Genomic DNA, 26,386 nt, shown 5'->3' on the forward strand with positions numbered 1-26,386 from the left:
CCGCACGGTTCACGCCTCTGACCCTCAATGCTATTCTCTACTTGATGCTCGAGCTTTGCGCTTGCTTCAGCGCTTTCAGCGCTTGATTCACATCGCCGTTGGTGACGAAAATGTTGACGACCTGATTCGCTTGCGTCGTGAAGCCTTCGGGAGCGGCGGAGCCGTGAGCCATGCTCGGCGCCAGCTTGCTTGCCTTGAAATCTTCAATCGTCGATTGCCCGTATACGTCATACTTGGATTTGTCCGCATCGATGCGAGCCGGAATGGAGCCCTTCAGCGGGTTGAACACATCCTGTCCTTCTACCGAGCCGAGCACTTTCAGCCATTCTCTGGCTGCCTCTTGGTGCTTGACGCCTTTCGGAATCGCAAACGTGTCGGTGACGACCATAAACATGCCGGAGGAGTTCGGCGTCGCCACCCAGCCGAAGTCTTTGTTCGCGGTTAATTTCAGATCCGTCGTGAAGTAGCCTTTCGCCCAATCGCCCATCACGTTCATCGCCGCTTCGCCGTTCGACACCAGCTGCGCGGCGTCCTGCCAGTTGCGGGCGGCATGGTCGGGGTTGATATAAGTCAGCATCTTCTTGAACGTTTCCAGCGAAGTCTTTACCTTGGCGTCGTCGAAAGACAGCTTGCCCGTCCACAGTTTCTTGTAATCTTCCGTGCCGAGCTGGCCGAGCAGCACGTTCTCGAACAGCATCGCGGCCGCCCACGGCTCCTTGTCGCCCAATGCCAGCGGAACGATGCCCTTGGCTTTCAAAGCGTCGGCCACCGCGAAAAACTCGTCAAACGTCGTAGGGGCTTTCAGGCCGTTGTTGTCGAAAATTTTCTTGTTGTAGAACAACACGTTGCCGCGATGGATGTTGACCGGTACCGAGTAGATGTTGCCGTCCTTGCTAACCAGGTCGATCAGATCTTGCGGAAATTTGGTTTTCCAGCCTTCGGCCTCGTACAGATCATTCAGTGGAATGACCTTGTCGGCCGCCACCCAGCCGGTATTCAGTTCAGCGCCGCCGTGCACCTGAAACGCATCTGGCGGATCTCCGCCCTGCATCCGGCTTGCCAGCACCGCCTTGGCGTTCGTGCCGGCACCGCCGGAGACGGCGGAATTGATGACTTTGATGTCGGCATGCTTGCCTTCAAATGCCTTGATGAGTCCTTTCAGACCCGCTTCCTCGCCCGCGCCGGTCCACCAGCTGAAAATTTCGACTTCTTGCTTGCCGCCCGGCGCGGCGGGTGCGGGTGCGCCTGCGCCTGCGCTCGGCTGTGCGCTCGGAGAAGCCGCGGAAGGCGAAGCGCCGTTGTTCGACTTGTCGTTGCACCCCGCCAGCATCATGCCGAAGACGGCCGCCGCCGTAAAAACCAGGCCCGTTTTGTGTTTCATGGAACTACCCCTTTCGATCCGATGAATGATGTAATCGCTTAACATCCTTTATCCTAATCGATCGGGATTATCGATATAAGGAGGCGTATCTATCTTTTCGTCCGCTTTTTCGCCCAATTTTAAACCGCTTTCATATTTGCCTTTTCCGGAAATCTCCCGGCGACATGCCCGTATTTTTCTGGAACCATTCGCTGAAGTAACGCGGATTCGGATAACCGACCGCTTCACCCACTTGATAAATTTTCAGCTTGCCCTCCGTCAGCAGGCTGCAGGCTTTATCAAGGCGTATCCGGGACAAGTAGTCGATAAACGATCGTCCGGTCTCCTGGCGAAACAATCGACTCAAGTAATTCGGCGTCACGAACAACTCGCCCGCGATCTCCGCCAAATGAACCTCTTCGGCAAAATGCGCATGAATGTACTTCAGTGCCTTCTTGATCAAATAAGAGCTCGGTTCCTCCAATGGCGCGGTGGCGTCTGGCGGCATGCTGGACAGAAAAGCTCTGTCCGAAGCGCAAAGCGCCTTGGCCTTCAGCAGGGCGTTTTCAATCTCCTCCACCTCTGTCGGCTTGAGCAAATAATCGACCGCTCCCAGCCGCAGCGCTGCCTGTGCGTATTGGAAATCACCGTAGCCGCTCAAGAAGATCACCTTGATGGCAGACAAGTCTTTGACCGTGACCGCGCCGCCTCCCCCGTCTACGCGGCCGCTGACGCGAAGCCGGGCCACCAGCTCGAGCCCCGTCATGTTGGGCATGCGTATATCGGATAAGACGATGTCAACCGGGTCTTTCTCCAAATAAGCAAGTGCTTCGGCGCCGTCCTCGAAAACGTTAACGAGCTCGATGCCGAGCTTCTCCCACTCGATATGTTCGCATAGTCCTTCCCGAATCCAGGCTTCATCGTCGATAATCATCGCGCGGTATTCCGCGTTAGCCAACCTGATCCCCTTCCTTTCACGGAGCCGCCCGCGCCGCGAGACGGCGCAGATGAGTGGACGCCTCTCGGAATGCATCCTGCGGTTCTTCGTACAGCGTCACGACTTTGGCGAGAGCCCGTTCCACCGCGTCCACCATCGCCGGATAATAGGTAACCGACGGCTCGTTTTCGGCCATCTTCATTGATTCCAGAATGAGCGAAAAATCGGGCCGCTTCTCCCGGAACGCCGGATCGCCGAGCAGCGAACGTCTCGCCGGTACGCCGCCGGCATCGGCATAGATCATTCCCCCGCGTTTACCGGTGGCATATGCGAGAAACTTCCACGCCGCTTCCTTGTTGTCCGAGTTGGCGTTGATCGCCAGCGTCCAGCCGTGCTGGAAAGGAGCCCGTTGAACCGTTCCGTCGCTGTCCTTCCTCCCCGGAAGCAGCGCGATCCGAATGAAGCCCACGTAAGGGCCGTCGCTTAGCTTGATCGTCGGATAGGCTGAGTTCCAATACGGTGCCGCCATGGCGGCTTCCCCGGACAAGAGAGCGTCCCGCGTCCGCACGAAGTCCCAGGACAGAAGATTGTCCGGCACAATCTTATCCCGAACAAGCCGCTGCAAATAGTCCCCGGCACGGACCGATGCTTCCGAATCCAGCAGCACCTTGCCGCTGTCTTCCTCCAGGAAGTTTCCGCCGAAAGACCACAGCAAGGAGGCGAATATTTTGGTCCGCTCCTCCGGAACGACGCCCGGCATCGCCAGCCCCCATCTCGTAGGGGATTTCGGGTTCCCGAATTGCGAGAATCGCTTTGCGGTCTCGTACACTTCCTCCCAGGTATCGGGCGGACTCGGAATCAAATCGCTGCGGTAGTACAGAAAATGCGTACTGATGTCCGTGGGCAAAGCATAGATCGAGCCTTTGTAGCGATACACCGTCAGAAAATCGTCGAGATCGAATCCTTCGGGATCGGATGATTGCGCGCTGCTTATGTAATCGTCCAAAGGCGCGATCGCTTTCGCCGAAGCAAACTGGGCGATGGACGTGTTCGGGACGAAGACGATATCGAACGTGTTCGAGCCGGCGAGCAGTTGCGTGCCTACAGCTGTAAAGTAGCCGTCGCGACCGATCTCAATGAATTCGACCCTGATCCCCGTATCGTTTTCGAAGGGTGCCAGCAGCTGTCGCAGCGCCGCCGACTCGGTGCCCGTACGGATCAGCACCTTGATTTTGCGAACCGGCTCCGAAGCTGCCGTCGAATCCGCAGTCTCGAGATTCAGGAGTATGGTTCCGCTCAGCGCCCAGACGAGCAGCAAGATGAATGAAACGATGATCAACCCGTTGTACTTCCCGCGATTCAAGCCGTCCCCTCCTCAGCACCGATATCTAATGCCATTCATTGTGGGGAATGCAAACTGTTACCGCCGTCCCCTCCGTTTCGCCCTCTTCCAGACGGATACCGTAATCTTGGCCGAATGCCAGGGAAATGCGCTGCTGGACGTTGCGAAGCCCCAGATGCTCATTGGACGATTCCTGCAGCTGAAGGCGGACTCGCTCCGTATCGATTTTCCGCCCGGTATTGTAGATGACGATGTTGACGCATTCGCCCTTCTTGAAGGCGCGGATCGTGACTTGGCCGCCCCCGCCAGCCTTGGAAATACCGTGTTCGAGCGCGTTCTCGACGATCGGCTGCAAGAGAAGAGGCATAATTCTCGTATTCTTCGTGTCCGGATCGGCGACGATTTCATAGTGAAGCCGATCCCGGTAGCGGAATGATTGAATTTGCAAATAGTTTGCGATATGCTCGAGCTCCATCTGCAAAGTGGTCCATTCCTGCTCCGCGTTCAAGGTGAACCGGAAAAACTTGCCCAGCGCGGTCACGAGCTTGCTGATCGGTTCCGCCTTATGCTTCTTCGACATCCAGTAGATCGTATCGAGCGTATTGTACAGAAAATGCGGCTTGATTTGCATTTGGAGCGCTTGAAGCAGCGCCTCCCGCTTCTCCTTCTCCTGCTGCTCGTTCTCTTGGATCAGCTGCTGAATCCGCTGCATCAATCGGTTGAAATTGCGCTGCAGGACGCCGATTTCCTGAACGGAGCCCTGGATTTCCCACACCTGCAGCTGGTCGATTGAAGGTGACGACATCAGCTTGGCCAAATTGATAACCGGCTTGGATATCGCGGTTGCCATGAGAACGGATACAATGGTGAAGATGACCGCCCCCAAGCCGGCCATGACGAGCAAGTATTTCAAAATTTTCTGATTCGGGCTCATGAGCTCGTTTAACGGAACAACCGCTGTCATGCTCCAGCCGCTTACGACAGACGTTTCATGGGCCGTCAACCACTTTCCCGCGAATTTATCGACTCCCTCCGCGGAATGCGGCAGCGATTTCACCAAACCCTCAATGCCCGGCTCATCGAATAAGGCCGACTGCTGCCGATAAATATCGTCCCCCGCCGCGTCGGACAACATGAGAGCCCCGGTCGAACCGATTCGGACGGGGGCTAGACTTTCATCGATAAAGCGATCGTTCAATTGGATGAACAAATACCCTCTCAGTTCGGACGTATTGCTGTCGATGAGCTGCCTCGCCGCCGTCACGGAATCGCGCACCGGGGTCTTAAAGCCGTCCTTGGCCCGATAAATCGCCCGCTTGTCGCTGAACCAACTCATTTTAAGCGGCTGCTGCCGAATCTGTTCGACGATATGGTTGAAATTCTCCAGGTCCAACTGTTCGTAAGATTGAAAGGCGTTGTCCGTGGACAGCACCGTTCGGTTCGGGGTGACCAGATAAACGGCGCGGACATGATCCAGCCGGCCCCGCAGCAGATCCGAATACATCAATTCTTTGAACTTCTGATTCGCTTCCTGCAGCAAGTACGGGGTATTGATGGGCGTGTCCAGAAAATCGAGCGGGCGCTGATACAGCAAAGGCCACGTAAGCCGGTCGATCTCCTTAAGATCCGCCTCCAACGCTCGCTGGGTCTGACTGACGGTCTGCAGCAAATATTGGCTGACCTGCTTTTGAAAAATCCCGTTTTGTTTCTCGTACGTGATATAGGTGATGACGATCAAAGGAAACAGCATGAGAAGCAAAAAAACAGTTAGCAGCATCGCCCGTATGGAAATCGGCCTGTTCAACGCAAAGATCGTTTTTCCTCCTTCCCGCTCTCGGTCGTTGCCTTACTTTTATTCAGTTTTTATTCACCCCCCTCCCCCAATAAGTATAACATTTTCCAGTCGTCCCCAGGAATGGCAGATGGAGCAGAACCCGAGTCCCGGATTTTATCATTTAGCCATTCAGCAAAAACTTGCCCTCATTATATGGTAAGGCTCAGCTTAATGGGGCTAGATCATGAAAAAGAAGCCGCCCCCGGGTCATTTTCATGACCTTTGGGACAGCTCCTTCATTGACTCCTTATTTTGTTCCCGCCTGCGTGTGCCACAGTCGCAATAGTAACGTCGTTGCTTCCGCCCTTGTAGCTGGATCCATTGGGCTGAACCGATTGCCTTCACGTCCGTGTACTAGATTTCTCTGAACAGTGCCTTGGACGTATCCTTTAGCCCAATACGGAATATCCGCATCATCTGCAAAGGAAGTTCCCCCCTGCTCGATCTCCCACTTCATTGCCCTTGCCATCATGACAACCATCTCTGCCCGGCTTACCCTGTGCATCGGTCGAAGTGTACGGTCCGAATACCCCATCAATAAGCCGTTCTCTACTGCCGTGCCAATCACATCGGTCGCCCAAGCAGGAATTTGATCCTGATCGGTGAAGAGGAGCTTGCTCCCGGCGGGCCCTGAATTGATGCCTAGCGTACGCAGCAGCATGGCCACAAATTCGGCTCGGGTAATATTCGCTTCAGGTTGGAACATGGTCTCGGACTGGCCCTCTACAATCCCTATCTTGAAGGCTTCACAAATGGAACTCTCTGCCCAATGACCCTTAATATCGCGGAAAGTGCAGACGGGAGCTTCCGCTTCTGGTTCCACGGGCTTTGCCAGGCGATGAATCGTCAGGCTGTAGGTTTGGAGGGCACCGCTCTCCGCTCTAACCTTGAATTCAAGCTCATTGTCTCCCTCGTCAAGCGCAACTGTTATTTCTCCAACAAGATTGGCCTGATTTAAGGTGATAACAGCTTTTGCATCGGATGGAATCGCTTCGATCGTTACCTCGTCCGCCGTCGTTTTCACTTCATAATGGGTCGTGCCCGCCGCGAACTCTGGCGTTAATGCGAGTTCGTCTTCATCCGCCTTAACGGTAAGCTTTGCGAGATTTGCATTATCTGATGTCTCATAGCCGCTCCAGTCTGAGCTGCCCTCAACGATGCGTACCGTACGCGTTACCGGAACCGCAGCATTCCCCGCACGGTCTGTCGCCGCATATTGCAAGGTATAAGTGCCAGGAACCTGATTGTTTACGCTGCCGGTAATCGTAACCGGGATGTCTTCTTCCGCATCTGTGACGGTCACGCCAGGATCAGCGAAGGATGCTCCTGCTGTGAGGGTAATCGATGCATCGCCTAACAGCATAATGACAGGAGGTACCGTATCCACCGTAAACCCATGCTCCGCCGATAAGCTGGTCGGATTTCCGGTTGAATCCACAACGCCGGCTCTTACCGTATGCAAGCCTTCCGCCAGCCCGTCAGGCGGCGTCCATGACCAGTTCCCCTCATCGGTCGCCATTACCGTTGCCGCTTCGCTTCCATCCAGAATAATGACCACTGTTGCTCCCCCATCCGCCGTACCGCTGAACACCGGTGAGCGGTTATTCGTGTATTCACCGTTCAAGGGTGTCATGAGCGCGGGCACAGCTGGCTGCTTCCAATCGGCATATAAAAGAATATTACTGCTCAATACGATCGATTCATGAGCGCTATAAGTATCCCCGCTGCCATCTGCCGCTGTATTCCATCCCTTAAATCGATAGCCTGCTCTCGTCCAATCGTGGCTTTTGTCCCGGATTTCTACTAACGATCCAGGCAAGTAGGATTGGCTGCTAATCTGTTCACTACCGTCATCCGTACCGTTCCCAGCATAAGTTACGAAAGCTTGAATGGCCTTTATATAGGGGTATCCATCATGGTGTGGGGCTTGCATGTCCCAATTCGTATCAAAGTCCCAGCCCGGATAGTTCAGCCTGTCCTTCATTTCATCAGAAGTTAGACCTTGCCCGCTCCCACCCGACTGTCCTGTCGTATCCCTATTGTAGAAGCTGCTGTTCACAGATCCACTACCGCTAATACCAACTAAGCCGCCTACGAGATAATCCCCTGTTACTCGCCCAATCGCATAACTATTTTCAATATCTCCGTCGCTATTATCCCCTATTAGTCCCCCGACAGAGTCGCCTTGAAAACCAGATTCACATGAGCCGGTCACCGTTCCAGTTGCAAAACTGTTGGAAATGAGCGAGTTGCCATTATCTCCAACGAAACCGCCGACATCTTCACAGCCTGCTACGTTACCGGTTGCATAGCTGTAAGAGATAGTTGTATTCTCTTGTTTACCGATAAACCCGCCAACATCAACCGGGCTGCTAACATCAACCGCAGCATAACTGTAGGATACAACCCCATCATCCATTCGTCCGCTTAAGCCGCCCACATCATTTGTACCCCTTACAATGCCGGTCGCATAGCTGTTCGATATATTTGAATCTTTACTTGCCCCCGCCAGGCCACCTACAAAATTTTGACCGTACACGCTCCCCGTAACCCCAACGTTATGAATGGTCGTGCTATTCCTGCCAGCCAATATCCCTACATAATCGAGGCCCCTTACTTCAACTGCATGTAGGGTCAGATTTTGTATAAAACTGCCTGTCCCTCCTACAACACTGAATAGCCCCGCAGGCTGATCAGAAGAAGGGGTATTAATGACCAAATTGGTAATTTTAAAATTTCGGCCATCTAAACTCCCTGTGAATGGAGTTGTCTCACTGCCGATCGGCTCCCACGGATGATCTGCAGTGAACACACTCATATCAATATCCTTATTCAAAATAAAGTGACTGCCCAAATAATCCCTTACCTTATTCAGTTGTTCTGACGATTCAATCTGAAAGGGGTTGCCTGGTGTGCCGTCTCCTCCTGCAAAGCCGTCTGCCGCGTAAACGGTCCCCCCAGTCCCAATCAGCCCTGGGTAAGAACCAACCGCTAACACAAACACCAGAAAAACTATTATAAATCGTTTTTGCATGACGTTCATTTTTACCGCCCCCTAGTTGTAAATAAATTCGTAGTTTTTACGTACAGCCACTCCATGATTTTCCACCCCTTATCCTAACATTGACCTATGAAAGAACTATGAAAGATTCTAAGTTTTTATATTTCTTTCATAGTTCTTTCATAGCGGTCTGGTATACTGCGGAATGGATCTAACGATCTAGAATTACCCGACTGGAGGGAAAAGCATGTTGAAAAGAGCGGCGCTTCGCACGATGGCATTGTTGGCTTTTCTAACCGCCTTCTGGACGCTAGTCCCTGGACAACAAGCCAAAGCGGCATTGTCAGGCGACTTCAACTACATGGATAATGGGGACGGAACAGCGGTGATTAAGTCATACATGGGAACGAATACGGACGTGATCATTCCGAATGTATTGGAAGGCTTAACGGTAACCGAAATCGGGAAAGATGCCTTTTTGGGCAGAAATCTTACCAGTGTCACCCTTCCGGACACCTTAACCAGTATCGGAATGAGAGCCTTTGGGGCCAACCGCCTGACAAGTCTCACGATTCCGGATAGCGTGATGACGATTGGAGATTATGCGTTTCGGGACAATAGATTGGCCAGTCTGACGCTCTCGAATGGCTTGAAGAGTATCGGGATTTATGCATTCGCAATTAACCATCTAACCAGCGTCATTCTCCCGGAGGGCCTGGAGTATTTGGCGGACGCCGCGTTCCGAAGCAACCAATTGACGCATGTCACGTTCCCGAACAGCATGACGGGTATTGGGAGCCAGGCTTTCCGGAACAACCAAATCATCAGTGTCAAGCTTCCCGATCATTTAGAGAGTATCGGTAGTTATGCATTCACTAATAATAAACTGACAAATCTTGAAATTCCGGAAAGCGTGACGAGTATCGCGCATTATGCATTTACTAGTAATGCATTGATTCAAGTTACCATCCCCGGAGATGCGACAAGTATCGGGACGGAGGCTTTCGTAAACAATCAAGCGTCCCCGGACAACCTGACCTTCATCAGTTATGACCCCTCACCGGCCAAAGATTATGCGGATGCGAAAGGTCACACTTTTCATAAGCTGAACCCGGAACTGAGCGGGTTGACGTTGAGCGAGGGCAGCTTAAGTCCGGCGTTTGCTGCGGGCTCGCTCGCTTACACGGCTTCAGTGACGAACAGTGTGTATGCGATCACAGTGACGCCGACCGCGAGTTACAGCACCTTCGCCATCACGGTAAACGACGATGTGGTGACGAGCGGCCATGCATCGCCGCCAATTGCGCTTCATGTCGGTGATAATACGATCGCGATCGAAGTCACCACGATCGACAGCACAACCAGAAGCTATACGATCGACGTGACCCGTGCGCCGTCAAGCGATGCTTCCGAAGATGACGACAGCGAAGAAGACAGTAATGGCGAGCAAGGGGAAGTCCCGGCACCTGCTCCTGTCATTCCGCGATATGATATGACGCTAACGACCGGGGATAACGAATCCCAAACCCTCTATTATGAACAAAAGGATTTGCTCTTGGATGTCGTTGAGGCGGATAGCGGCGAATGGCAACCGGCTAAGCGCTCGAACGCCTGGACGCTTACGATTCCGGTACAAACGATGCGGGTACTGGAAGAATATAATCCCGAGGGCGTGGTGCGGTTAAGGACCCCTATGGCGGATTACGACTTGCCTGTGGCGGTGTTATCCGAGATCGACACAGCGGAGGTATCTGGAACGAAGCTAACAATCCGTCTTGCCGATTCCATCCTTCTGCGCGATATGGAGCAAGCCGCGGCGGCGATCGGCGCCCGATTGGCCGGGGTTCCGGCAGAGACGAAATTGGCGGTAATGAAGGATGACGGGGAACGGAACATAGATCGATACGCGGATTATGTTGCTTATACTTTGGCTTTGGCTGACGCAGGAGATCCCTCTGTACGAATTGGGGTGCGCTATGATCGATCGAATCAAACCTACCATTACGCACCGTCCAGAGTGGAGGGAGCTAAAGCGGCGTTTCAGAGCCGCTCAGGCGGCATCGCTGCCGTGCTTGTTCATGAGAAGGCATTCGCAGATGTGAAGGGCCTGTGGTCGGAAGAGGTGGTCAATCGGCTCGGCACTAAGCTGATTGTTAACGGTATGGATGACACAAGATTCGCTCCGGATGCTCCGGTGACCCGCGCGGAAATGACGGCGATGCTGGTGCGATCCCTGGGTTTGCAGGCAGTGGCGGTAGGAGTGACCGGACTCAAGGATGTGGACCCGGCAAGCTGGTATGCCGATGCGGTGGTTACGGCCTTCCGTGAAGGATTGGTACATGGGGATGAGACGGGCAGGTTCCGTCCTGATGATCGAATCAGCCGGGAAGAAGCCGCGGTCATGATCGTTTCGGGGATGCGCTACGCGGTTGATCGAGCGGATCGGGCTGACGATGGGGTCCTGACTCGTTTTCGAGACGCAGGCGAACTATCGCCTTGGGCGAAGGACGAGATGTACGCGGCCTTGCAAGCCGGTCTGATTGAAGGCAGCGGGAATAACCAATTGCTCCCGAAGGAGACGACAACCAGGGCGGTGGCGGCCGCGATGCTCGACCGCATGCTGCGGAAGATTGGGTTTATCGATTGATTGTTGGCAAAGCCATGATGAAGAAGATACCTTAGCGAAACCGGACAATCCAACCGCAGCAAGCGGAGCTTTCGAACATCTCCGCTTTTGTCCTCCTCATGGTCACGTCGAGAATTTTCGGCAGACAGACGATCTCCAATATGACCTTCCATGACTTCGTGAGCGGCATCACGCTGGGCGCCGTTGCGGCAGTCCGTATCCGACATGTTCACTTTTTTCGCCGTACTTATGGTACGGTTTCAACGTATCACTCTAACGGCAAAATAAACAAGTCTACTCAGGCAGACGTATTTTCCACTAACTGGGTAGACTTGTTTTGTCCAGTTCTTGTCAGAATCTTCGGGCAACCTCGCGTGCTTGTTGAATTGCCTTTTCTTTTATTGCAGGCTCTAGCTCAGGTTTCGCAGCCATACCCTCTACAAATATCGCCTCAAAACTTGGAACTCCAACGAAATCCATAATGACCTTCAAGTGGCGGTGACCCATTTCTAAGTCTGCATCATCCGAGCCTGATGACAAGAAGCTTCCGCTAGCTTGAATATGAACGGCTTTTTTATCACCGAGCAAGCCAACCCGCCCGATATTCGGCAAATATTTAAAAGTCTTTCCTGCTATGCAAATGGAGTCGATGTAGGACTTCATAACGGGCGGATACGAGTAATTCCAAATCGGATTAACAAATAAGTATTTGTCAGCGGCAACAAATTGGTCAACCAACTCTCCGATACGGCTTAGTTTCATTTTCTCCGGCTCGGTCAACTTATCAAATGCAACACCCTCTTTCAGCTTTCCCCATCCGCTAAAAACATCTTTATCAAGTTGTGGTATATCTCTTTTATACAGATCAAGATGGATCACTTCGTCATATGGATTTGCTGATCGATATGCCTGTACAAACTCTTTACCTACTAACATGCTGTATGATTTTTCTTCATCGTGCGGATTTGCCGTAATATATAACACTGTTGCCATAATGGAAATACCCACTTTCACTTTTTTAAAAGCAATGACTTTAGAAGGGCTATTTGCCTGCAGACACGGTTACAACTTGTCTTGTGGAGACGTTTAATCGATTCCAAAGGTTGGCCGTTGCGATCCCGGCGATTAGGGTGGCCAGTGCCGCCACATCGAAGTGTCGGGCTGCCTCGTTAAAGATATCATCCGGTACAGGGTCTACCCGGTCATTGAGTCGGGTTACTGCTTCACTGAGCGCGAGGGCAGCACGCTCGGTGTCATCGAAGTATTCCGTTTCACGCCATGCCGACACGGCCAGTAGTCGCTCTGTAGAATCTCCTGCTGCAAAGGCATTACGTGAATGAAGTTCGACGCAAACACTGTCCCCATTGATTTGGCTCGCCCTCAAATAGGCAAGGAATAGCGTACGGCTAGGAATCCCTGTTTTCTTCGCGGATGCAAACAGGGCTTTGCCTAGAGCCTGTAAGGCTTGGGACATATCGGGTACGATCAAAGCAGGACTATCCATTCTTGATTTCATTTGAAGCACTCCTTTAATTTCGATTAGAGCAATCTGTGGCTCTTTACTATGCTGACGAATCGACCCTAGGGAAATGTGACTGCATTTTCTTCAACTATGAAAAAACAACGCATGCTTGGTACGCTGTCACATTGCAGAGATTAGATTCGTCAATACCTATAGAGGTGTTTTATTTCTGTACGGAGGGGTTTGGATAATGAGCGAACAGGTTTGGTTGGCAGATACATTCGAAGCGCACCGGAAGCACCTTCGGGACGTGGCTTATCGAATGCTTGGATCTCTGAGCGAAGCGGAGGACGCGGTACAGGAGTCCTGGTTTCGTCTTAGTCGTGCGGATGCAAGAGGCATTGGGAACATAGGAGGATGGTTGACCACCGTTGTTTCACGGATATGCATCGACATGTTACGATCGCGTAAATCCAGGCGCGAAGAATTTATAGAAGCTCAGTTACCCGATACTTTCGGAAATCAAGAGAATGTGATCGACCCCGAGCAAGAAGCCATAATGGCTGACTCTGTCGGTATTGCACTGCTATGCGTACTTAGTAATTTAAAGCCGGCGGAACGCATCACATTCGTGCTGCACGAAGCTTTTGCCATGCCCTTCAATGAGATTGCTACTATTGTAGGAAAGTCGGAGATGGCAACCAGACAACTTGCGAGCAGGGCACGTCACCGGGTTCGCGGGACGAAAGCAATGCCGGAAATCGATCTTGCTCTTCAACGCGACGTTGTTCAAGCTTTTCTTGCTGCAGCGCATGCAGGCGATTTCGATACTTTAGTTGCTGCGCTCGATCCGGACGTTATGCTTCGTGACGATCGTCAAACTGGATCCGCTCGAGTAACACGAGGTGCGGCTGCTCTAGCGAAACAAGTTTCGGGACGTGCACAGAAAGCTGCAGAACTAGCCCTCGTAAACGGAACCGTAGGAATCATTGTGGCTCCCCTCGGCCGGTTACTCTATGTACTCCAATTTACGATGAATCACGGAAAAATTACTGAAGTTGACTTGATCTCCAATCCTGAACGCATAAGCCAGCTTGGACTGGCCGTGTTGAGCAATTGATCACTGTTGCGGAATAGGCAGTTGCTCATTTTGGGCAACCCTCGCAAAGCCACCCCGGCTGCATTAAATCCAGTACGCCCTCCAATTCTTGCAAATCTTGAAGCGGGGCCGATTCTTTCCCTTGGTACTTAATGAGTGATATGACTTGGGCGCCATCGTCGCTCAGATTAGCCGCGCGCGAATAATTGCTAAATAGCACGGTCTGATCAATCCCGTAAGCAAATTGCTGTTTAGGCTTGGGAAGTCGTTTCAAGGCCACATCCAGACAAGCCGCGGTAACCTCAATCGCTTGTTCTTTCCAAGTGTGAAGGCTAGTTTTTTCTGCAAAGGGCACCAACTCATTGGCAATAGAAGGCGATGTGGCAAGGATAACATGGAGCGTATCGATTTTCGTTCCGTCTTCACAGAGAACCTGCCGCACGACCCCTTCCCGGGTATCGATTGACGTTACTTTGGTATTCGCTACAAATTGCACGCCCAGGCCGGATGCCTTTTTCCGCAATTCCTCGATCAACTCGCCCCAGCCACGATCCAGGTACAACGCGCCTTTCAGGGCATTCTGCAGCTGGTTCAATGCAGGACCCGCGGCTGGCAAATCCGGACCGACCACATAATTGACGGCTCGCAGCAATGAATAAAAGATGTTGCGCACCATGGGATCTTGCATATTCCCTTCTACCCATTCGCGGACACTGATCCGGTCAAATTGACGAGTATCCGCTTTTTTAACTTTCATAAGACAAGAAGCAAACTCCATCTTTCCTTTGCCAGACAACAGCGGGGTCGTAAACAAGGATTTCATATCCGAAGGCAAGGCATGCAATTTCCCTTTTCAAACGCCATAAGCGAACGCAGAAGGCCGCTTTCCTTGCAAGCTCAACCCTAATTCTCGAAAAGTCGCGTACGCATCTCCCTTATACAAGGAATGCGCACCCAAATTGAAGTAAGCTCCTTTTTTCTTATTTGTAATGGCCCGGCCGCCTAAGCGATTCTGTTTTTCAATGACCACCGTTTGTTTTCCGGCTTTGGCTGCGTAAATTACAGCGGTTAAACCCGCAATCCCTCCACCAACTACGACCACATCCATCTTTTGCATCGCTCATCATCCCTTTCAGCTTTACCTATAAGTCGGGCAAGGGATGTGAAGTGACATAAACGCATAAAATGATGATAGTGAAGTGATTCGTTGATTTAAAGCTTAGTTCAAGCCATGATCGAACGCTCATAAATAAACACGGATAGCCGCCGAAATAATCGGCGGCCTTGCAAACTTGATTCAACTATCGTTCCTCTTCCGGGTTAACTCTTTGTACAATCGCCTGACGGATGGAATCAATCCAGGTCCATATTTTCGTCGTTGTAAATCGGCGATCTCTTGTTCAGTTACAAGTTCTGAAACCAAATAAGCTATTTGACTGCTTTTTATGTAGTCCTTATCGAATTTTCTATCAAGTCCTTTGAAATACTCGTCCCAAATGATGCTTGATAGGCTGGATAAATCGTCATCCGTTGAGATCATATTGACTATTGAGATGCCACCTACTCCCCATAATGCATCTCCCCAATCAATTAGCATAACATTTTCATCTGTTACGGCTATATTTCCTGACCAAAAATCCTTATGAACGCATGTAGATGGAATGCTATTCAGATTATTTACATGATCCTCATAATGGTCAGAACTGATGGATAAAAGTCGTTGAATTATTTCGGATTCTTCGGCATTGGAAAACTTTAGGGCCCACCTGCCTACATTATCCACTGCTTCTTGTAACCGTTGGGCCTCACACTGTGGCAAAAGTTCTGAAAATAAAGAACCTTCAATAAACGTCATTCTTTGCAGATTTCCCAAATTGAACGCTGCCTTTAAAGCATACCTCGCCTCAATTCCTTCATAGGAGCATGTTCCAGCATTTGCAACTAGAAACCATCGCCATGTAGATTCAGGGATCAAATCATCGTTGATAACTTCAGGTACAATGTTAGGTAAAAGTATATGAAGATGTTTGGTTACCGTCGCTTCTTTCCGCTGCCGAGGGGTACCTTTAAGAAAATAAGTCTTGTTATTATTTAGCGATATTTTATAGCAGTGTGACCATGCACTATTTTCCCAAGGTACCTCGATGTTTTTTACTAAACCATGAAAAATTTCTTTCGTTTTACCTAGAGCTTTTTGAGAATCGTTATCCATAATAACCCCCTAAGATCAACTACTGTTTATAGCTGTTGGTGCATTATTCTGCCCGTTAGCATTCGGAGCTTAGTGGATGACCCATTCACTTTAATCCGGCTATCGTAAACTTTCCCTACAAAGCGCTATTCAGCACTCCCGATTCTTGAAAGATAAAAGTCTTCCCAATTATCTCTTGTGTTCTGCGAACGGGGATTAGCAGGAATGATCATTTTTTCCGTTGGCAAGTAAAAATAATTCTTTTGGGTATGTTTTTGCAAGCCTGAAATTTTCTTTAAGTCCCTTTGAAATGTTCGATAAAAAGATTGTATCTTTTTGTCAGGGTTCTTTTTATTCGCCAGCGAGCATCTCCCCGGTTTCAAGCAACGTCTTCATACCCGAAAGCACGATTGGCAACCCATTTTCTAGAATCTTTGCGGTGCTTACCGCCATTTCGAATTCATCATGTACAACGGTTACGAGGGTCACGCCATGAAGCTCGGCATGCGATCCGATCTCCCACGTTATGCGCGACGGGGTGTCCCCCTCCGTACCCGGAAACGAAATAAACCTCCAGCTCATCACGAGTTTTTTTGGAGGATCGATGTCAAGTATGATCCCTTCTGCCGTCTTCTCGTTGCCGTTCCATAGTTCAAATGGCGCATCGATTTCCCAAGTGGATCGGATGGCGCAATTGAACCAAAACTTCGACGTCCTGGCAGGATCCGTGAGAGCTTGCCACACTTGTTCAGGCTTTGCTTTAATCGCTATCCGATTAACATGACAGGGTTTGTTTTCCATATTTGTTTCACGCTCCAATTCGTTTTGAAGAGATGTTAGTCCGATCACCCATGGTTCGGCGTATTTGCTTACCCATCGCTCATAAATATGACGGATGGGCACCGCATTCAAATAATGAAGCTTTTCACGGCCTACTTTTCTTGTGGTAATGAGCCCGGCTTCCTCCAAAATATTCAGATGCTTCATGACGCCGAATCGGGACATGTCGAGTGGCGCGCAGAGATCATTCAGCGTCCGCCCGTCAGAGGCGTGAAGCAAATCTAAAAGCTTACGGCGGCTGGGATCCGAGAGCGCTTTGAAAATGTCATTTTCCAATTTGAAACACCTCCTTTTGACGGTTTGAAAAAAATTGTTTTGGACCACTTGACATGTTACTATTTGGTAACGTAATATTAAGGCATAACAAGTTACCATACAGTCACATAATATCACAAACGGATCTGTTTGTCAGCCGGCGACATGCCTATCCTTACCCACAACCATTTGAAAATGAAAGGTGATGTTGAAGATGAAAGTAACCTTGATCGCAGGCAGTAATCGCGCAAACGCAAGCAGCACGAACCTTCTCAGGTACATTGAGAGCCTTTTAGTAGCCAAGAACATATCGGTCCAATTCATTGATTTATCGGAGTTGCAGCTGCCGCTTTTTTCACCCGATAACTGGGATTTTCATCCCAATGTTAAGCAAGTCTTGGAAGCAATTGCAGATGGGGACGGTTTGATCCTTGCTACCCCGGAATACCATGGCTCCGTATCAGGAGCACTTAAAAACGCCCTGGACTACATTACCGGAAGCCAAGTTGCGGGCAAGGCAGTTCTTTCCGTAAGTTCCGCAGGCGGTCCGCTCGGAGTTAGCTCACTGTCGCATTTGCAGACTATTGTACGTAATTTGCACGGAATCAACTGTTCGGAGTGGATTTCGATTGGATATGGATCGAACACATTAGGTACCGACGGCACTCCGCTAGATGAGGGAATGAGAGACCGGGTTCGAGATGCGGTGGGTAGTTTCGTGGATCTGACCCGTAAGCTTGCCGCTGCTGCGGTAGCAAACTAATAGCACAGGTCTTTTTTTATCACCATCATGTTACCGTATAGTAACATGATGTCAAAGGAGATGTTTCGAATTGATAATGAATGAACAGAAGCATTTTGATAACCATTGGATGGGTTCTTGGTTTGCAAGTCAAACGTACTTTGATGGGAAATTTGCCGAAGAGCGATTCAAGGATCAAACCATCCGAATGATTATACATCCGCATGCCTTCGGTTCCAAGATCCGCCTGAAGTTTTCCAATCTTTACGGTTCTGAGCCTGTGGTATTCGGCAAAGTGACTGCAGCTTTATCCACAAAAGACGGGGGAATCGTTTCCGAAACCGGTCGCCAAGTTACCTTGAATGGGCAATGCGCCGTCGTCATTCCTGCAGGCGAAGAAATTTATACGGATCCTGTCGATCTCCAAGTAAACGACCATGTTGACGTAGCTGTCAGCGTTTATGTTCCCGAATTGACCCGAACCTCAACATGGCATTTTTCACCTCCCAGGTCCACTTATGTTGCCGAAGGGGATCATACCGATGATAGCAGTGCAGAATTTTTTCAAAAGAAGATTCATTCATACTACTGGTTATCGGGTATGGAGGTTTTAACACAAGGTGAGCATTTTCGAGTCATTGTCGCCCTTGGCGATTCTATTACAGAAGGGAGTACGTCTACTCAAGATGCTAATCATCGTTGGCCGGATATTTTCTTTAAACGACTTCATCGGGAAAATCCAGCCTATCCGATCTCCGTTCTCAATGCAGGAATCGTAGGCAATCAAATTCTGAAAAATGGTCTTGAGGTCGGTTTGCCAATGGGTGGAGAGAGCGCGCTTTCCCGTCTGGATCGCGATATATTTTCACATTCTGGAATTACCGATGTAATCTTTCTCGAAGGTATAAATGATATCGGACTCGGAAATGCGACCGCGGATCAGATTATTGGCGGAATGAAGAAATTGGCAGCTAAAGTACATGAGAGAGGACTTCGCATTTTTGCGGGTATGCTCCCACCATTTGGCGGCGCTCCTTACTACTCCGATGAAAAGGAACTCACCCGGCAAGAAGTGAATCGATGGATCCGAACCAACGAAGTATTTGACGGTATTATCGACTTTAACAATGCGCTGGCTGATCCGCAGCGTCCTGAACAACTGCTTCCCGACTATGATTTCGGCGATCATCTCCATCCTTGCGATGCGGGATTCAAAGCATTAGCCGATTGTATTCCATTGTCCCTATTCATGGATAAAACCTAAAAAGGTTTGCCCCAATATAACCTATTTCAACAATAAAAAAGGAGATGTTTTGTATGAAAACGATGGAACAAAAAAATGTTGAAGCGGTAACTGCGTTTATCGAGGACATTACGAAGCAGAGCATTTTGGAGAAGACCGATCAATTCTTTGCCCTGCAAATTACGGAGGCATTTACGGATCGGCGGTTTACCGTGGATGAGGTCCTGGCTCAAGGAGAGAAGGTCATTGCTAGAATCTTCATGACGGCTGTGCATGCTGGCCATTTTGCAGGAAATGCACCTACAGGAAAAACCGTTAAGGCAACACAGTTCCGCGAATTTCGCGTAATCGATGGGAACATCGCTGAACACCGCGGTTGGTTCGATACGGCTACGCTTTTACCTCAAATCCAGGCTCAATAACTGCTGCTGATAAAGCACAATATTTTTGTCGTTAAGTCAATACCTAATACCAATTCAAAGGAGATGTTTAAGAATGAAAACGATAGAACAAAACAATGTAGAGACGGTAAACCAATTTATCGAGGCATTTTGGAATCAGAGTGAATTGGACTCTGTGGATCGATTTCTGTCCGACGATTATCAAGAGCTCTCTTATCAATCCAAGGAAGGCCTGAAAAAATTCGCAACAACGATCTTGGAGGCATTTCCCGATAAACGCTACACTGTGGAAGAGATCATCGGTCAAGGGGATAAGGTCCTCGTGAGAATGACTGTGACAGGCACACATCAAGGCATGTTCTTTGGGACCGCGCCCACGGGCAAAATGATTGATGTCACGCTTTACCGTCAATATCGTGTTGTGGACGGCAAGATCGCCGAGCATCGGGGATGGATCGATATGGTGACCATGTGGAGCCAAATTAGAGGCAACTAACTTCCCGTAGATAGTATACTTCCCATGTACCGACCCAAACTGGGTCGGTTTTGTATTATAATCGTAGATTTAACACATGCCAACAGCACAGAACTAGCAAATACACCGTTCCTCGCGACTTTTCTCGAGCTTATCATTAACCGCCGTTACTTATGGTAAGGTTACCGCGCTGTCTGTAACGGCAAGTAAAATGACCATCCACAAAGGACGGTCATTGGGTTAACTCAACTATTTAAGCGCATTTTGCAAAATAACGCGATGCCGCAAAATCCAAGCGGCTGCTCGAGCTCTCCAAGCAAGCCCCCACAGCGGTCCTTGACAGTCAGGAGTAACTCCAATCTCGATCGCTTGCTCCGCCGTCTCGCGTACGACTACCTCCACGATCAGATCAAACATTTGACGCCTCTGTGAGGGATCTAATCCGTATGCATCTACAACTAGTCGAAGCTGCCTCGCTCGAACATCAAGCGATGGAAGACCTACCCTCCTGGCAACATCGTCGTCATGAAGCTGCGGAAAGAGCCAACATACTCGCGCAAGCTCCACCATCGGATCTATTGGGCCGGTAAATTCCCAATCGATCAACGCAATAGGCATTCCTTTGCGCGTTACCGTATTCCAGGGCGCCACATCGCCATGACTGATTACCCGCTTCGACACGCCCAGTTCCCGCAGGAACCACGACTGCCATACGTCATCGGCATTAGGAACGAACGTTAAGCTGGCATCGTGAAGACTCCGCAACGTCCGCCCGACTTCCACCAGCGCCTCGTCATTCCAAGGACTGGGATGGATGAATTCCCCGTCAATGTAGCTTACCATCTCGCGACCCTCGGAATCCACGCCAGAGCCAATGATGCTTGGTGCCGATGTAAAGCCTGTTGCATGTAAGTGTCGGAGAAACGAGTGAATACTTGCTGTCCAAGGGCCAGAAGGCCGGAATACCACGTTCTCCCTGCGAATCACGGACTTGTCTGATGATAGAATAACTTCTTCCAAATCGATACCCCTTTCGACATTTAAGGGGAATTATGCCGTTTACCGGGCTAGTTAGGCGACATCCCCATTTTGAAAATTGCCCGCTCTTTCTTAACATCGCTTTCCATTGGCAACGCCTCCGTTTCATTGGTAGCTATAGTTTATCATAAAACTTGCCGTACTTGTCGGCGAAGGATGCTAAAAAAGCTGCCGCGGCGCAAAGTTACGAGTCTTTCAATATCCGATTCTGTTTCATAAATCTACACAAAAAGCCGCCGAAGTAATCGGCGGCCTTATTATGGATGATTCAACGATTGTTCTCCGTGCGGGCTGTTTCATGTCCGACACCGCGATCTCCAGATACCTCCTGTCCGGTCCCGGATTTAAACCATGGAGACTTCTTCAACAGTCTGCTCTGGTGGATGACCCCAATCGTATCCGCCAGATGTGCGATCTCCTGAAAATATGGCTGGAGATTCAAGAACGTCTTTCCATGTTTCTTGCACAGCCTTTGGCAAGTCCCAATGTTTCATATAGCCGGTATGAGGGTTTCCCAGGGTTCTCCGTTTACCGTTCCTATAAAGCGATATACAGGCTGGTAGTACCCTTTGGAATCATAAGTATACGCCAGCTCATATTGTTCAATGCGCAACAGGTCTTTTTTCTTTAGATTAGTAAACATATAAAAGTTCCCTCGAAGCACTTCCTCGTATGCCTGTGCCGGGCTAATCACATCCACTTTACGTACATACTTATTCTCCTGCATAAAATATTTGAAATCATGAGGCGTCTTCCGACCATTAGGAGAAGGGGTCAGCATAATCAGTCCATTTTCAAAATCCTTCTCTTCCTGCGCAATGGCGGCCACGGAATGTCTCATGTCCCATCTCAGCATATTGCCGTTCTGTATGCTGAAGACAGCCTCCGCAGGCAGAATATCATTAGATTGCATCCAGCTTTCATAGAACTCCCTATGCTTCCCCGCCTCCTCCTCACTCATCGTGACGCTCTCCCCGGCTTCATTATACAGCTGCCATCCGCCATCCAGTAAGCTATAGCTGAACACGTAGCGACTTCCGCTGGTGTCCGTAAATGACCATGTCCGGTTCATTCCTTCAATTCGGTTCCCATCCTCCAGCTGCAGGCCGAAAGACTCCCCGACAACCTGTGCCATCTTCTTCCCAACCCACGGATTGTAGATTTTATCATTGACATACAATGATACTGGCTCTGCCTCGTCTGGAAGCTTTACAGCAAGTTCAACCTCAACTCTTCGTAAGTCCTGCTTTATGGCAGGTCGAATCGAAAGATTGCCGAACTCCTTAGCATGATAGACGGCGAGTGCACCAGTGAACAGCAGACAAAAAATCAGCGGAATGCATAGCGCGAGCCCTGTTGCTTTAAAGGCCAGTTTCCGCTGTTTTATACTGTCTTGAATAGCCCTCATAATGAAATAGCCCGCTAAGCTGCCGAGTGTGTTGTGCAGAATATCGTCAAGCTCAAAGATCCCTCTGCGGCTAAGCATCTGAGACAGTTCAATGCCAATGGTTACGGCCAGTGAAATGAAAAACACAGGCATAAAACGCCGAGTTTTCATCCCCAGCAGCGGCATTAAAAATCCAAGCGGCACGAACATAAGCATATTAAAAATAATGAGCTGAAATTCGCTGAGAGACCATTGATACCAGGCACTCTTATAACCGCTGAACAGCCTTACATTAATCCACCCTTCAAAGTTTGCTCCCCTGCTGAACATGGTTAACACCATTACGGTGCCAAACCACATAATGAGCAAAAAAATAGTTATAATTTGTATAGGCGAGAAGCTTCTCTTCCCGCCCTTCTTACGATATATGACATAAGAGAGCCAGAGAGCTCCTATACCCGCTAGCGCCAAGATCAGCACCTGAGGCAGAATCGACAACAGCTTGTTGATCACAGCTTGTGTATCCACTTATGAACTACCCCCACAAATGAAGTAACTTCCTAACCAAAGCGCTATATGCTTTTCATTGTGTCCCTGCTCCTTTTTCCGTGAGTACTTTTGAATGGGATAAAAAAACACCCTTGATGAGGTACTTTAATCGTACCAAGTCAGTAGGTGTTTATTTTCCGTTTTATCCAAAGGAGTTCTTAATTTTACCCAAAGAAATTCTTACGATAATCCTACGAAACCGCAGGGAGGAATATCGTAAACCGAATTTTCTCATGTTCACTAAATATTGAAATTGTTCCATTGTGGCGTTCCACAATTTCCTTGGCAATCGCTAGACCTAATCCAGCTCCGCCTGTCTTGGTAGCTCGGGAGGCATCCAGACGGAAAAACTGCTCAAATATGCGCTCCTGCTGCTCGGAAGAAATCGTATCCCCTTGATTTTCAAATACGATCCGTACCCCGTCTTCTTGATGGATAATGTTAATCGTAATGACACCGTCTTCATAGCTGTAATTGATCGCATTGTGTAACAAATTATCGAAAACCCGCTCCATTTTGTTCGGATCGCATACGACCTCCAAGTTAGATTCCATGCTTAACTCACATTTGAGATTTTTTTCAGCAAGCATCGGTTGAAATTCAAACGTAATTTGTTCGAGCATCCGTGAGATATTAACTCGTTTTGGCTGAATGGATATCTGATTTAAATTAAAACGTGTAATTTCAAAAAACTCATTGATAAGATCCTCCAAACGTTCAGCTTTTTCCAGTGCGATGGAGAGATACTTGTCACGCAGCCGGGCTGAGATTTCTTGTTCATCGTGAAGCAACGTTAGGTAGCCAATGACTGAGGTCAGCGGTGTTTTCAGATCATGGGCCAGATAAACAATCAAGTCATGCTTTCGCTGCTCCGCTTCTTGGACCAATCGTGCATTTCGAAGTGCTTCTCGTTTCACCAGATTCATCTGATCTTCGACATGTTTCAATTCCACCGGCAATTGAATTTGTTGATCATCAGTCTCAACTATTTGGTTGGTCGCTTCCACAATGATATCAATATAACGCAGCGTCTTTCTCCAGTAGATGAGGAAGATGATAAGGAATCCGCATCCCCAGCTTAATACCAGAAATTCAATGATGTTATTATTAAACGTCCGAAAAAATACATACAACAACCCGCCTGAATACCATTTAATTGCGGAGAACATATAAGCCATCGCGAAGAAAACGATGATTAAACCGATCGTGAATACACCTAAAACCAAAAAAAACCGTGTGATCGTGGTGGCGGTGATCCCACGTCCCGAGACATGTCTATCTCTCGTCTTATTGATCAATGGTATAACCTACTCCCCATACGGTTTTAACGTATTTCGGCTTTCTGGAGGGCTCGTTCATTTTTTCCCGCAGCCTGCCAATATGAGCCATCACAGTATTATTGTTATCCAAGAATTTCTCACCCCAGACCGCCTCAAATAAATCCTCGGAAGAAACGACCTTCCCTCTGTTCTCACAAAGGGTCCACAAGATTGAAAACTCAATCGGCGTTAAGGACAGCGGCTTTCCATTCAATGTGCATTTGTGTGTATCCTTGTTAATCGTTAAACCCGCGAAGGCATATTCCGTTATTGCAGCAGAAGTACCCTCTTCTCTATGCCCCGTGGAGCTGTATCGCTGGTATCGCCTAAGCTGCGCTTTTACTCGTGCAACCAGTTCAAGTGGGTTAAATGGTTTGGTGACGTAATCATCCGCACCAAGGGTCAGACCGGTAATTTTATCAATATTCTCAATCTTCGCCGTCAGCATAATGACTGGATAGTGGTAATGCTCACGTATAGTTTGGCACAGCTTAAAGCCGTCCACACCTGGCAGCATGATATCCAAGATAGCTAAGTCATAGGGCTGTCGACTCACCGCCTCCAGTGCATCACTGCCGGTATACAAACAAGTAACCGTGTATCCCTCATTGTTAAGATAATAAGCCACTAAGTCTATAATTTCCTTCTCATCATCTACTACTAAAATATTTGCTCCCATATTCAATCACCCCACCCGGATTGGTAAATGGACTTCCTCTAGTATTTTACAATATATTCGCCGGTACTTATACGGTTTACCGTAACCGGGCTATCAGTGGAAAATATAGCCTGTGTTTAACCACAGACTAGAGTTGGCAGAAAGCCGGAATCTGGGATCGAATCCTGGAACATGTGTCCATTGAACCTGACTTCGAAGCCCATGATTCGGTCCTGGGCTGGCTGGCTTAGGTTTGCATACACACCCTAGAATGCATAGTGGAGGTCTACATCTGAGGCAGCGGCTTATGCGGCAACTCCATGGTAACTTTTCCTCCGCCTGACGTTGGATCGTTGGCAACATGGAGCTCCCCACCATGCAAGGAAGTTATAAAGCTAGCAATGTACAGCCCCATGCCGTAATGTCCCTTCGCTCTGCGTGCCGAATCACCCATATAGAACTGCTCGGTCGCCAGCTTGAGTGCTTCCGTTGAGAATCCTGGACCCTTATCTAGAACGCAGAACCGTATACGCTCTTGCGTATAATCAATGAGCAAGGAGAGCTCGCTATGCCTAGGCGCTTGATCTACGGCGTTGGAGATGATGTTCATTAGCGCTCTTTCCAACAGCTCGGGATCGACCTGCATCGTATCGGGGAGATCATGAGCTATGATATGTGGAGTAAGCTCCTTTACGACAGCCAGTGCCTGCATCTGTCCTTCGATCTTTCGTATGAATCCCCTTAGATCAACAGTCGCGAGTTGAATCGAGGTTGAGCTCTCTGTTTTCGTCATTTCAATTAACGACTTGATATAGGCTTCCATCTGTCTTGTACTCTCGGTAATGTAGTCCGTATACTCCTTCTGCTCTTCCGTTAAGCTCGTTTCAGTAAGAAGCTCGACATTACCACGAACAATAGTCAGCGGCGTCTTAACATCGTGAGCTAGTGCAGAGATCTGATCCCGACGACTACGTTCCAGCTTCCATTGCCCCTCCAGCGACTGCTTCAAGGCATGCTTCATCTGGTCCATAGAATGAAGCACACGGTCAATTTCAGCGATCCCGCTGTATTGAACAGTAAAATCCAAATTTTGCTGCTGAATAAGTTGAGTCGTTTCCTGCAGCCCGTTCATTTTGCGCGCCAGCTTGCGTCCAAAGGAGGAAGCAAGCAAGGCTGACACACCGAGGAACGCGACGCAGAAACCAACAAAAAAGAAAAACTCAGCACTAGGCACAAGTCTGCGAAGTAAGGGATTACTGAACTGAGCGGTTAAGGAATACCGAAGAATATACACCTCTTGTTGATAGGTGGTTTTCATATAGTTATATGGGGGAGTGTAAGAAGAATTTTGATCCTCTAGCAGCTCCCAAGCAAAATTTGCCTGCTTATCCGACAGGTTATGCTCTAGCAGCCCACCATCTAATGTATACTTCGCATATTTGTAAAGCGCATAAGACGAGTCCTTTTCAGGCTGTTGGCCTGCTGCGATTGCAGAGCTAGCTTCTATCGCCTGCTTCTCCGCATAATTAGCAGGTAAGATCATGCCGCTATACATGCCTCCAACAAAAAGTAAGGCCAGAACTAGAGTAAGTCCTATTGTGCTCGCACAGAAAACGGCCAAATATCG

20 protein-coding genes and 1 pseudogene are annotated in these 26,386 nt (G+C 49.3%); 6 read left to right on the plus strand and 15 right to left on the minus strand.

Annotated elements, in window-relative coordinates:
• Positions 1-37 precede the first annotated feature (37 nt).
• From BLR08_RS20080 to BLR08_RS20100, 5 genes are all read right to left on the minus strand, one after another.
• Positions 38-1,381 carry an ABC transporter substrate-binding protein gene (locus BLR08_RS20080; protein ID WP_072334167.1) on the minus strand — a complete coding sequence of 448 codons (1,344 nt, stop codon included), beginning with the start codon at positions 1,379-1,381 and terminating at the stop codon, positions 38-40.
• Positions 1,382-1,511: 130 nt separating this feature from the next.
• Positions 1,512-2,318 carry a response regulator transcription factor gene (locus BLR08_RS20085; protein WP_072334163.1) on the minus strand — a complete coding sequence of 269 codons (807 nt, stop codon included), beginning with the start codon at positions 2,316-2,318 and terminating at the stop codon, positions 1,512-1,514.
• 16 nt (positions 2,319-2,334) lie between these two features.
• On the minus strand, positions 2,335-3,660 hold the full coding sequence (locus BLR08_RS20090) for an ABC transporter substrate-binding protein (protein ID WP_072334160.1): 1,326 nt from the start codon (positions 3,658-3,660) through the stop codon (positions 2,335-2,337).
• A gap of 25 nt (positions 3,661-3,685) precedes the next feature.
• Positions 3,686-5,443 (minus strand): sensor histidine kinase, encoded by a 1,758-nt coding sequence (locus BLR08_RS20095; RefSeq protein WP_072334157.1) that lies wholly within the window; start codon positions 5,441-5,443, stop codon positions 3,686-3,688.
• A 277-nt stretch (positions 5,444-5,720) separates the two neighbouring features.
• Complete coding sequence (locus tag BLR08_RS20100) at positions 5,721-8,516, minus strand: S-layer homology domain-containing protein (protein WP_072334154.1); 2,796 nt, start codon at positions 8,514-8,516, stop codon at positions 5,721-5,723.
• Positions 8,517-8,721: 205 nt separating this feature from the next.
• Here BLR08_RS20100 and BLR08_RS20105 point away from each other — a divergent pair, with 205 nt between their 5' ends.
• Positions 8,722-11,121: a leucine-rich repeat protein gene (locus BLR08_RS20105; RefSeq protein WP_072334151.1), complete on the plus strand. Its 2,400-nt coding sequence runs from the start codon at positions 8,722-8,724 to the stop codon at positions 11,119-11,121.
• A 330-nt stretch (positions 11,122-11,451) separates the two neighbouring features.
• Here the strand turns inward: BLR08_RS20105 and BLR08_RS20110 are convergent, their stop codons facing one another.
• Entirely contained in the window at positions 11,452-12,093 is a 642-nt protein-coding gene (locus BLR08_RS20110; RefSeq protein WP_072334148.1) for an NAD(P)H-dependent oxidoreductase, read from the minus strand.
• Positions 12,094-12,142: 49 nt separating this feature from the next.
• On the minus strand, positions 12,143-12,616 hold the full coding sequence (locus BLR08_RS20115; RefSeq protein WP_072334145.1) for a carboxymuconolactone decarboxylase family protein: 474 nt from the start codon (positions 12,614-12,616) through the stop codon (positions 12,143-12,145).
• A gap of 196 nt (positions 12,617-12,812) precedes the next feature.
• Between BLR08_RS20115 and BLR08_RS20120 the strand changes: the two genes are divergently transcribed.
• A complete protein-coding gene (locus BLR08_RS20120; protein WP_072334142.1) occupies positions 12,813-13,682 on the plus strand; it encodes a sigma-70 family RNA polymerase sigma factor in 870 nt (289 codons plus the stop codon).
• 25 nt (positions 13,683-13,707) lie between these two features.
• On the opposite strand, the pseudogene BLR08_RS20125 reads toward BLR08_RS20120, so the two are convergent.
• The 3 genes and pseudogenes from BLR08_RS20125 to BLR08_RS20135 all read right to left on the minus strand — a co-directional run bounded on the left by BLR08_RS20125 (position 13,708) and on the right by BLR08_RS20135 (position 16,968).
• Positions 13,708-14,778, minus strand: a pseudogene (locus BLR08_RS20125) (FAD-dependent oxidoreductase).
• A 180-nt stretch (positions 14,779-14,958) separates the two neighbouring features.
• Positions 14,959-15,873 carry a phosphotransferase gene (locus BLR08_RS20130; RefSeq protein ID WP_072334134.1) on the minus strand — a complete coding sequence of 305 codons (915 nt, stop codon included), beginning with the start codon at positions 15,871-15,873 and terminating at the stop codon, positions 14,959-14,961.
• A gap of 330 nt (positions 15,874-16,203) precedes the next feature.
• A complete protein-coding gene (locus BLR08_RS20135; RefSeq protein WP_072334132.1) occupies positions 16,204-16,968 on the minus strand; it encodes an ArsR/SmtB family transcription factor in 765 nt (254 codons plus the stop codon).
• A gap of 184 nt (positions 16,969-17,152) precedes the next feature.
• On the opposite strand from BLR08_RS20135, the gene BLR08_RS20140 reads away from it, so the two are divergent.
• The 4 genes from BLR08_RS20140 (at position 17,153) to BLR08_RS20155 (ending at position 19,829) form a co-directional block, all read left to right on the plus strand.
• Positions 17,153-17,710 carry an NADPH-dependent FMN reductase gene (locus BLR08_RS20140; RefSeq protein ID WP_072334129.1) on the plus strand — a complete coding sequence of 186 codons (558 nt, stop codon included), beginning with the start codon at positions 17,153-17,155 and terminating at the stop codon, positions 17,708-17,710.
• A gap of 76 nt (positions 17,711-17,786) precedes the next feature.
• On the plus strand, positions 17,787-18,953 hold the full coding sequence (locus tag BLR08_RS20145; protein ID WP_072334353.1) for an SGNH/GDSL hydrolase family protein: 1,167 nt from the start codon (positions 17,787-17,789) through the stop codon (positions 18,951-18,953).
• A 53-nt stretch (positions 18,954-19,006) separates the two neighbouring features.
• Positions 19,007-19,354, plus strand: coding sequence for an ester cyclase (locus tag BLR08_RS20150; protein ID WP_072334126.1), 348 nt, complete (start codon positions 19,007-19,009; stop codon positions 19,352-19,354).
• Positions 19,355-19,427: 73 nt separating this feature from the next.
• Positions 19,428-19,829: an ester cyclase gene (locus BLR08_RS20155; protein ID WP_072334124.1), complete on the plus strand. Its 402-nt coding sequence runs from the start codon at positions 19,428-19,430 to the stop codon at positions 19,827-19,829.
• A gap of 228 nt (positions 19,830-20,057) precedes the next feature.
• Here BLR08_RS20155 and BLR08_RS20160 read toward each other — a convergent pair whose 3' ends face one another.
• The 5 genes from BLR08_RS20160 to BLR08_RS20180 form a co-directional block, all read right to left on the minus strand.
• Complete coding sequence (locus tag BLR08_RS20160; protein WP_256257725.1) at positions 20,058-20,651, minus strand: phosphotransferase; 594 nt, start codon at positions 20,649-20,651, stop codon at positions 20,058-20,060.
• Positions 20,652-21,336: 685 nt separating this feature from the next.
• On the minus strand, positions 21,337-22,761 hold the full coding sequence (locus BLR08_RS20165) for a VanZ family protein (RefSeq protein WP_072334118.1): 1,425 nt from the start codon (positions 22,759-22,761) through the stop codon (positions 21,337-21,339).
• A gap of 212 nt (positions 22,762-22,973) precedes the next feature.
• Positions 22,974-24,023 carry a sensor histidine kinase gene (locus BLR08_RS20170; protein WP_072334350.1) on the minus strand — a complete coding sequence of 350 codons (1,050 nt, stop codon included), beginning with the start codon at positions 24,021-24,023 and terminating at the stop codon, positions 22,974-22,976.
• A 46-nt stretch (positions 24,024-24,069) separates the two neighbouring features.
• Positions 24,070-24,780: a VanR-ABDEGLN family response regulator transcription factor gene (vanR, locus tag BLR08_RS20175; RefSeq protein ID WP_072334114.1), complete on the minus strand. Its 711-nt coding sequence runs from the start codon at positions 24,778-24,780 to the stop codon at positions 24,070-24,072.
• Between the two features lie 265 nt (positions 24,781-25,045).
• Entirely contained in the window at positions 25,046-26,302 is a 1,257-nt protein-coding gene (locus BLR08_RS20180) for a HAMP domain-containing sensor histidine kinase (RefSeq protein ID WP_256257724.1), read from the minus strand.
• Between the last annotated feature and the right edge of the window lie 84 nt (positions 26,303-26,386).

The organism is Paenibacillus sp. cl123 (assembly GCF_900101595.1).
Taxonomy (GTDB): domain Bacteria; phylum Bacillota; class Bacilli; order Paenibacillales; family NBRC-103111; genus Paenibacillus_G.

What these genes read in the sequence shown, in the direction of transcription:
- BLR08_RS20110 (WP_072334148.1), bottom strand. Translation starts at nt 12,093, where the DNA reads ATGGCAACAGTGTTATATATTACGGCAAATCCGCACGATGAAGAAAAA.
- BLR08_RS20105 (WP_072334151.1), top strand. Translation starts at nt 8,722, where the DNA reads ATGTTGAAAAGAGCGGCGCTTCGCACGATGGCATTGTTGGCTTTTCTA.
- BLR08_RS20120 (WP_072334142.1), top strand. Translation starts at nt 12,813, where the DNA reads ATGAGCGAACAGGTTTGGTTGGCAGATACATTCGAAGCGCACCGGAAG.
- BLR08_RS20080 (WP_072334167.1), bottom strand. Translation starts at nt 1,381, where the DNA reads ATGAAACACAAAACGGGCCTGGTTTTTACGGCGGCGGCCGTCTTCGGC.
- BLR08_RS20145 (WP_072334353.1), top strand. Translation starts at nt 17,787, where the DNA reads ATGAATGAACAGAAGCATTTTGATAACCATTGGATGGGTTCTTGGTTT.
- BLR08_RS20155 (WP_072334124.1), top strand. Translation starts at nt 19,428, where the DNA reads ATGAAAACGATAGAACAAAACAATGTAGAGACGGTAAACCAATTTATC.
- BLR08_RS20180 (WP_256257724.1), bottom strand. Translation starts at nt 26,302, where the DNA reads ATGATCTTACCTGCTAATTATGCGGAGAAGCAGGCGATAGAAGCTAGC.
- BLR08_RS20150 (WP_072334126.1), top strand. Translation starts at nt 19,007, where the DNA reads ATGAAAACGATGGAACAAAAAAATGTTGAAGCGGTAACTGCGTTTATC.
- BLR08_RS20160 (WP_256257725.1), bottom strand. Translation starts at nt 20,651, where the DNA reads ATGGTAAGCTACATTGACGGGGAATTCATCCATCCCAGTCCTTGGAAT.
- BLR08_RS20130 (WP_072334134.1), bottom strand. Translation starts at nt 15,873, where the DNA reads ATGGATAACGATTCTCAAAAAGCTCTAGGTAAAACGAAAGAAATTTTT.
- vanR (WP_072334114.1), bottom strand. Translation starts at nt 24,780, where the DNA reads ATGGGAGCAAATATTTTAGTAGTAGATGATGAGAAGGAAATTATAGAC.
- BLR08_RS20115 (WP_072334145.1), bottom strand. Translation starts at nt 12,616, where the DNA reads ATGAAATCAAGAATGGATAGTCCTGCTTTGATCGTACCCGATATGTCC.
- BLR08_RS20140 (WP_072334129.1), top strand. Translation starts at nt 17,153, where the DNA reads ATGTTGAAGATGAAAGTAACCTTGATCGCAGGCAGTAATCGCGCAAAC.
- BLR08_RS20100 (WP_072334154.1), bottom strand. Translation starts at nt 8,516, where the DNA reads ATGAACGTCATGCAAAAACGATTTATAATAGTTTTTCTGGTGTTTGTG.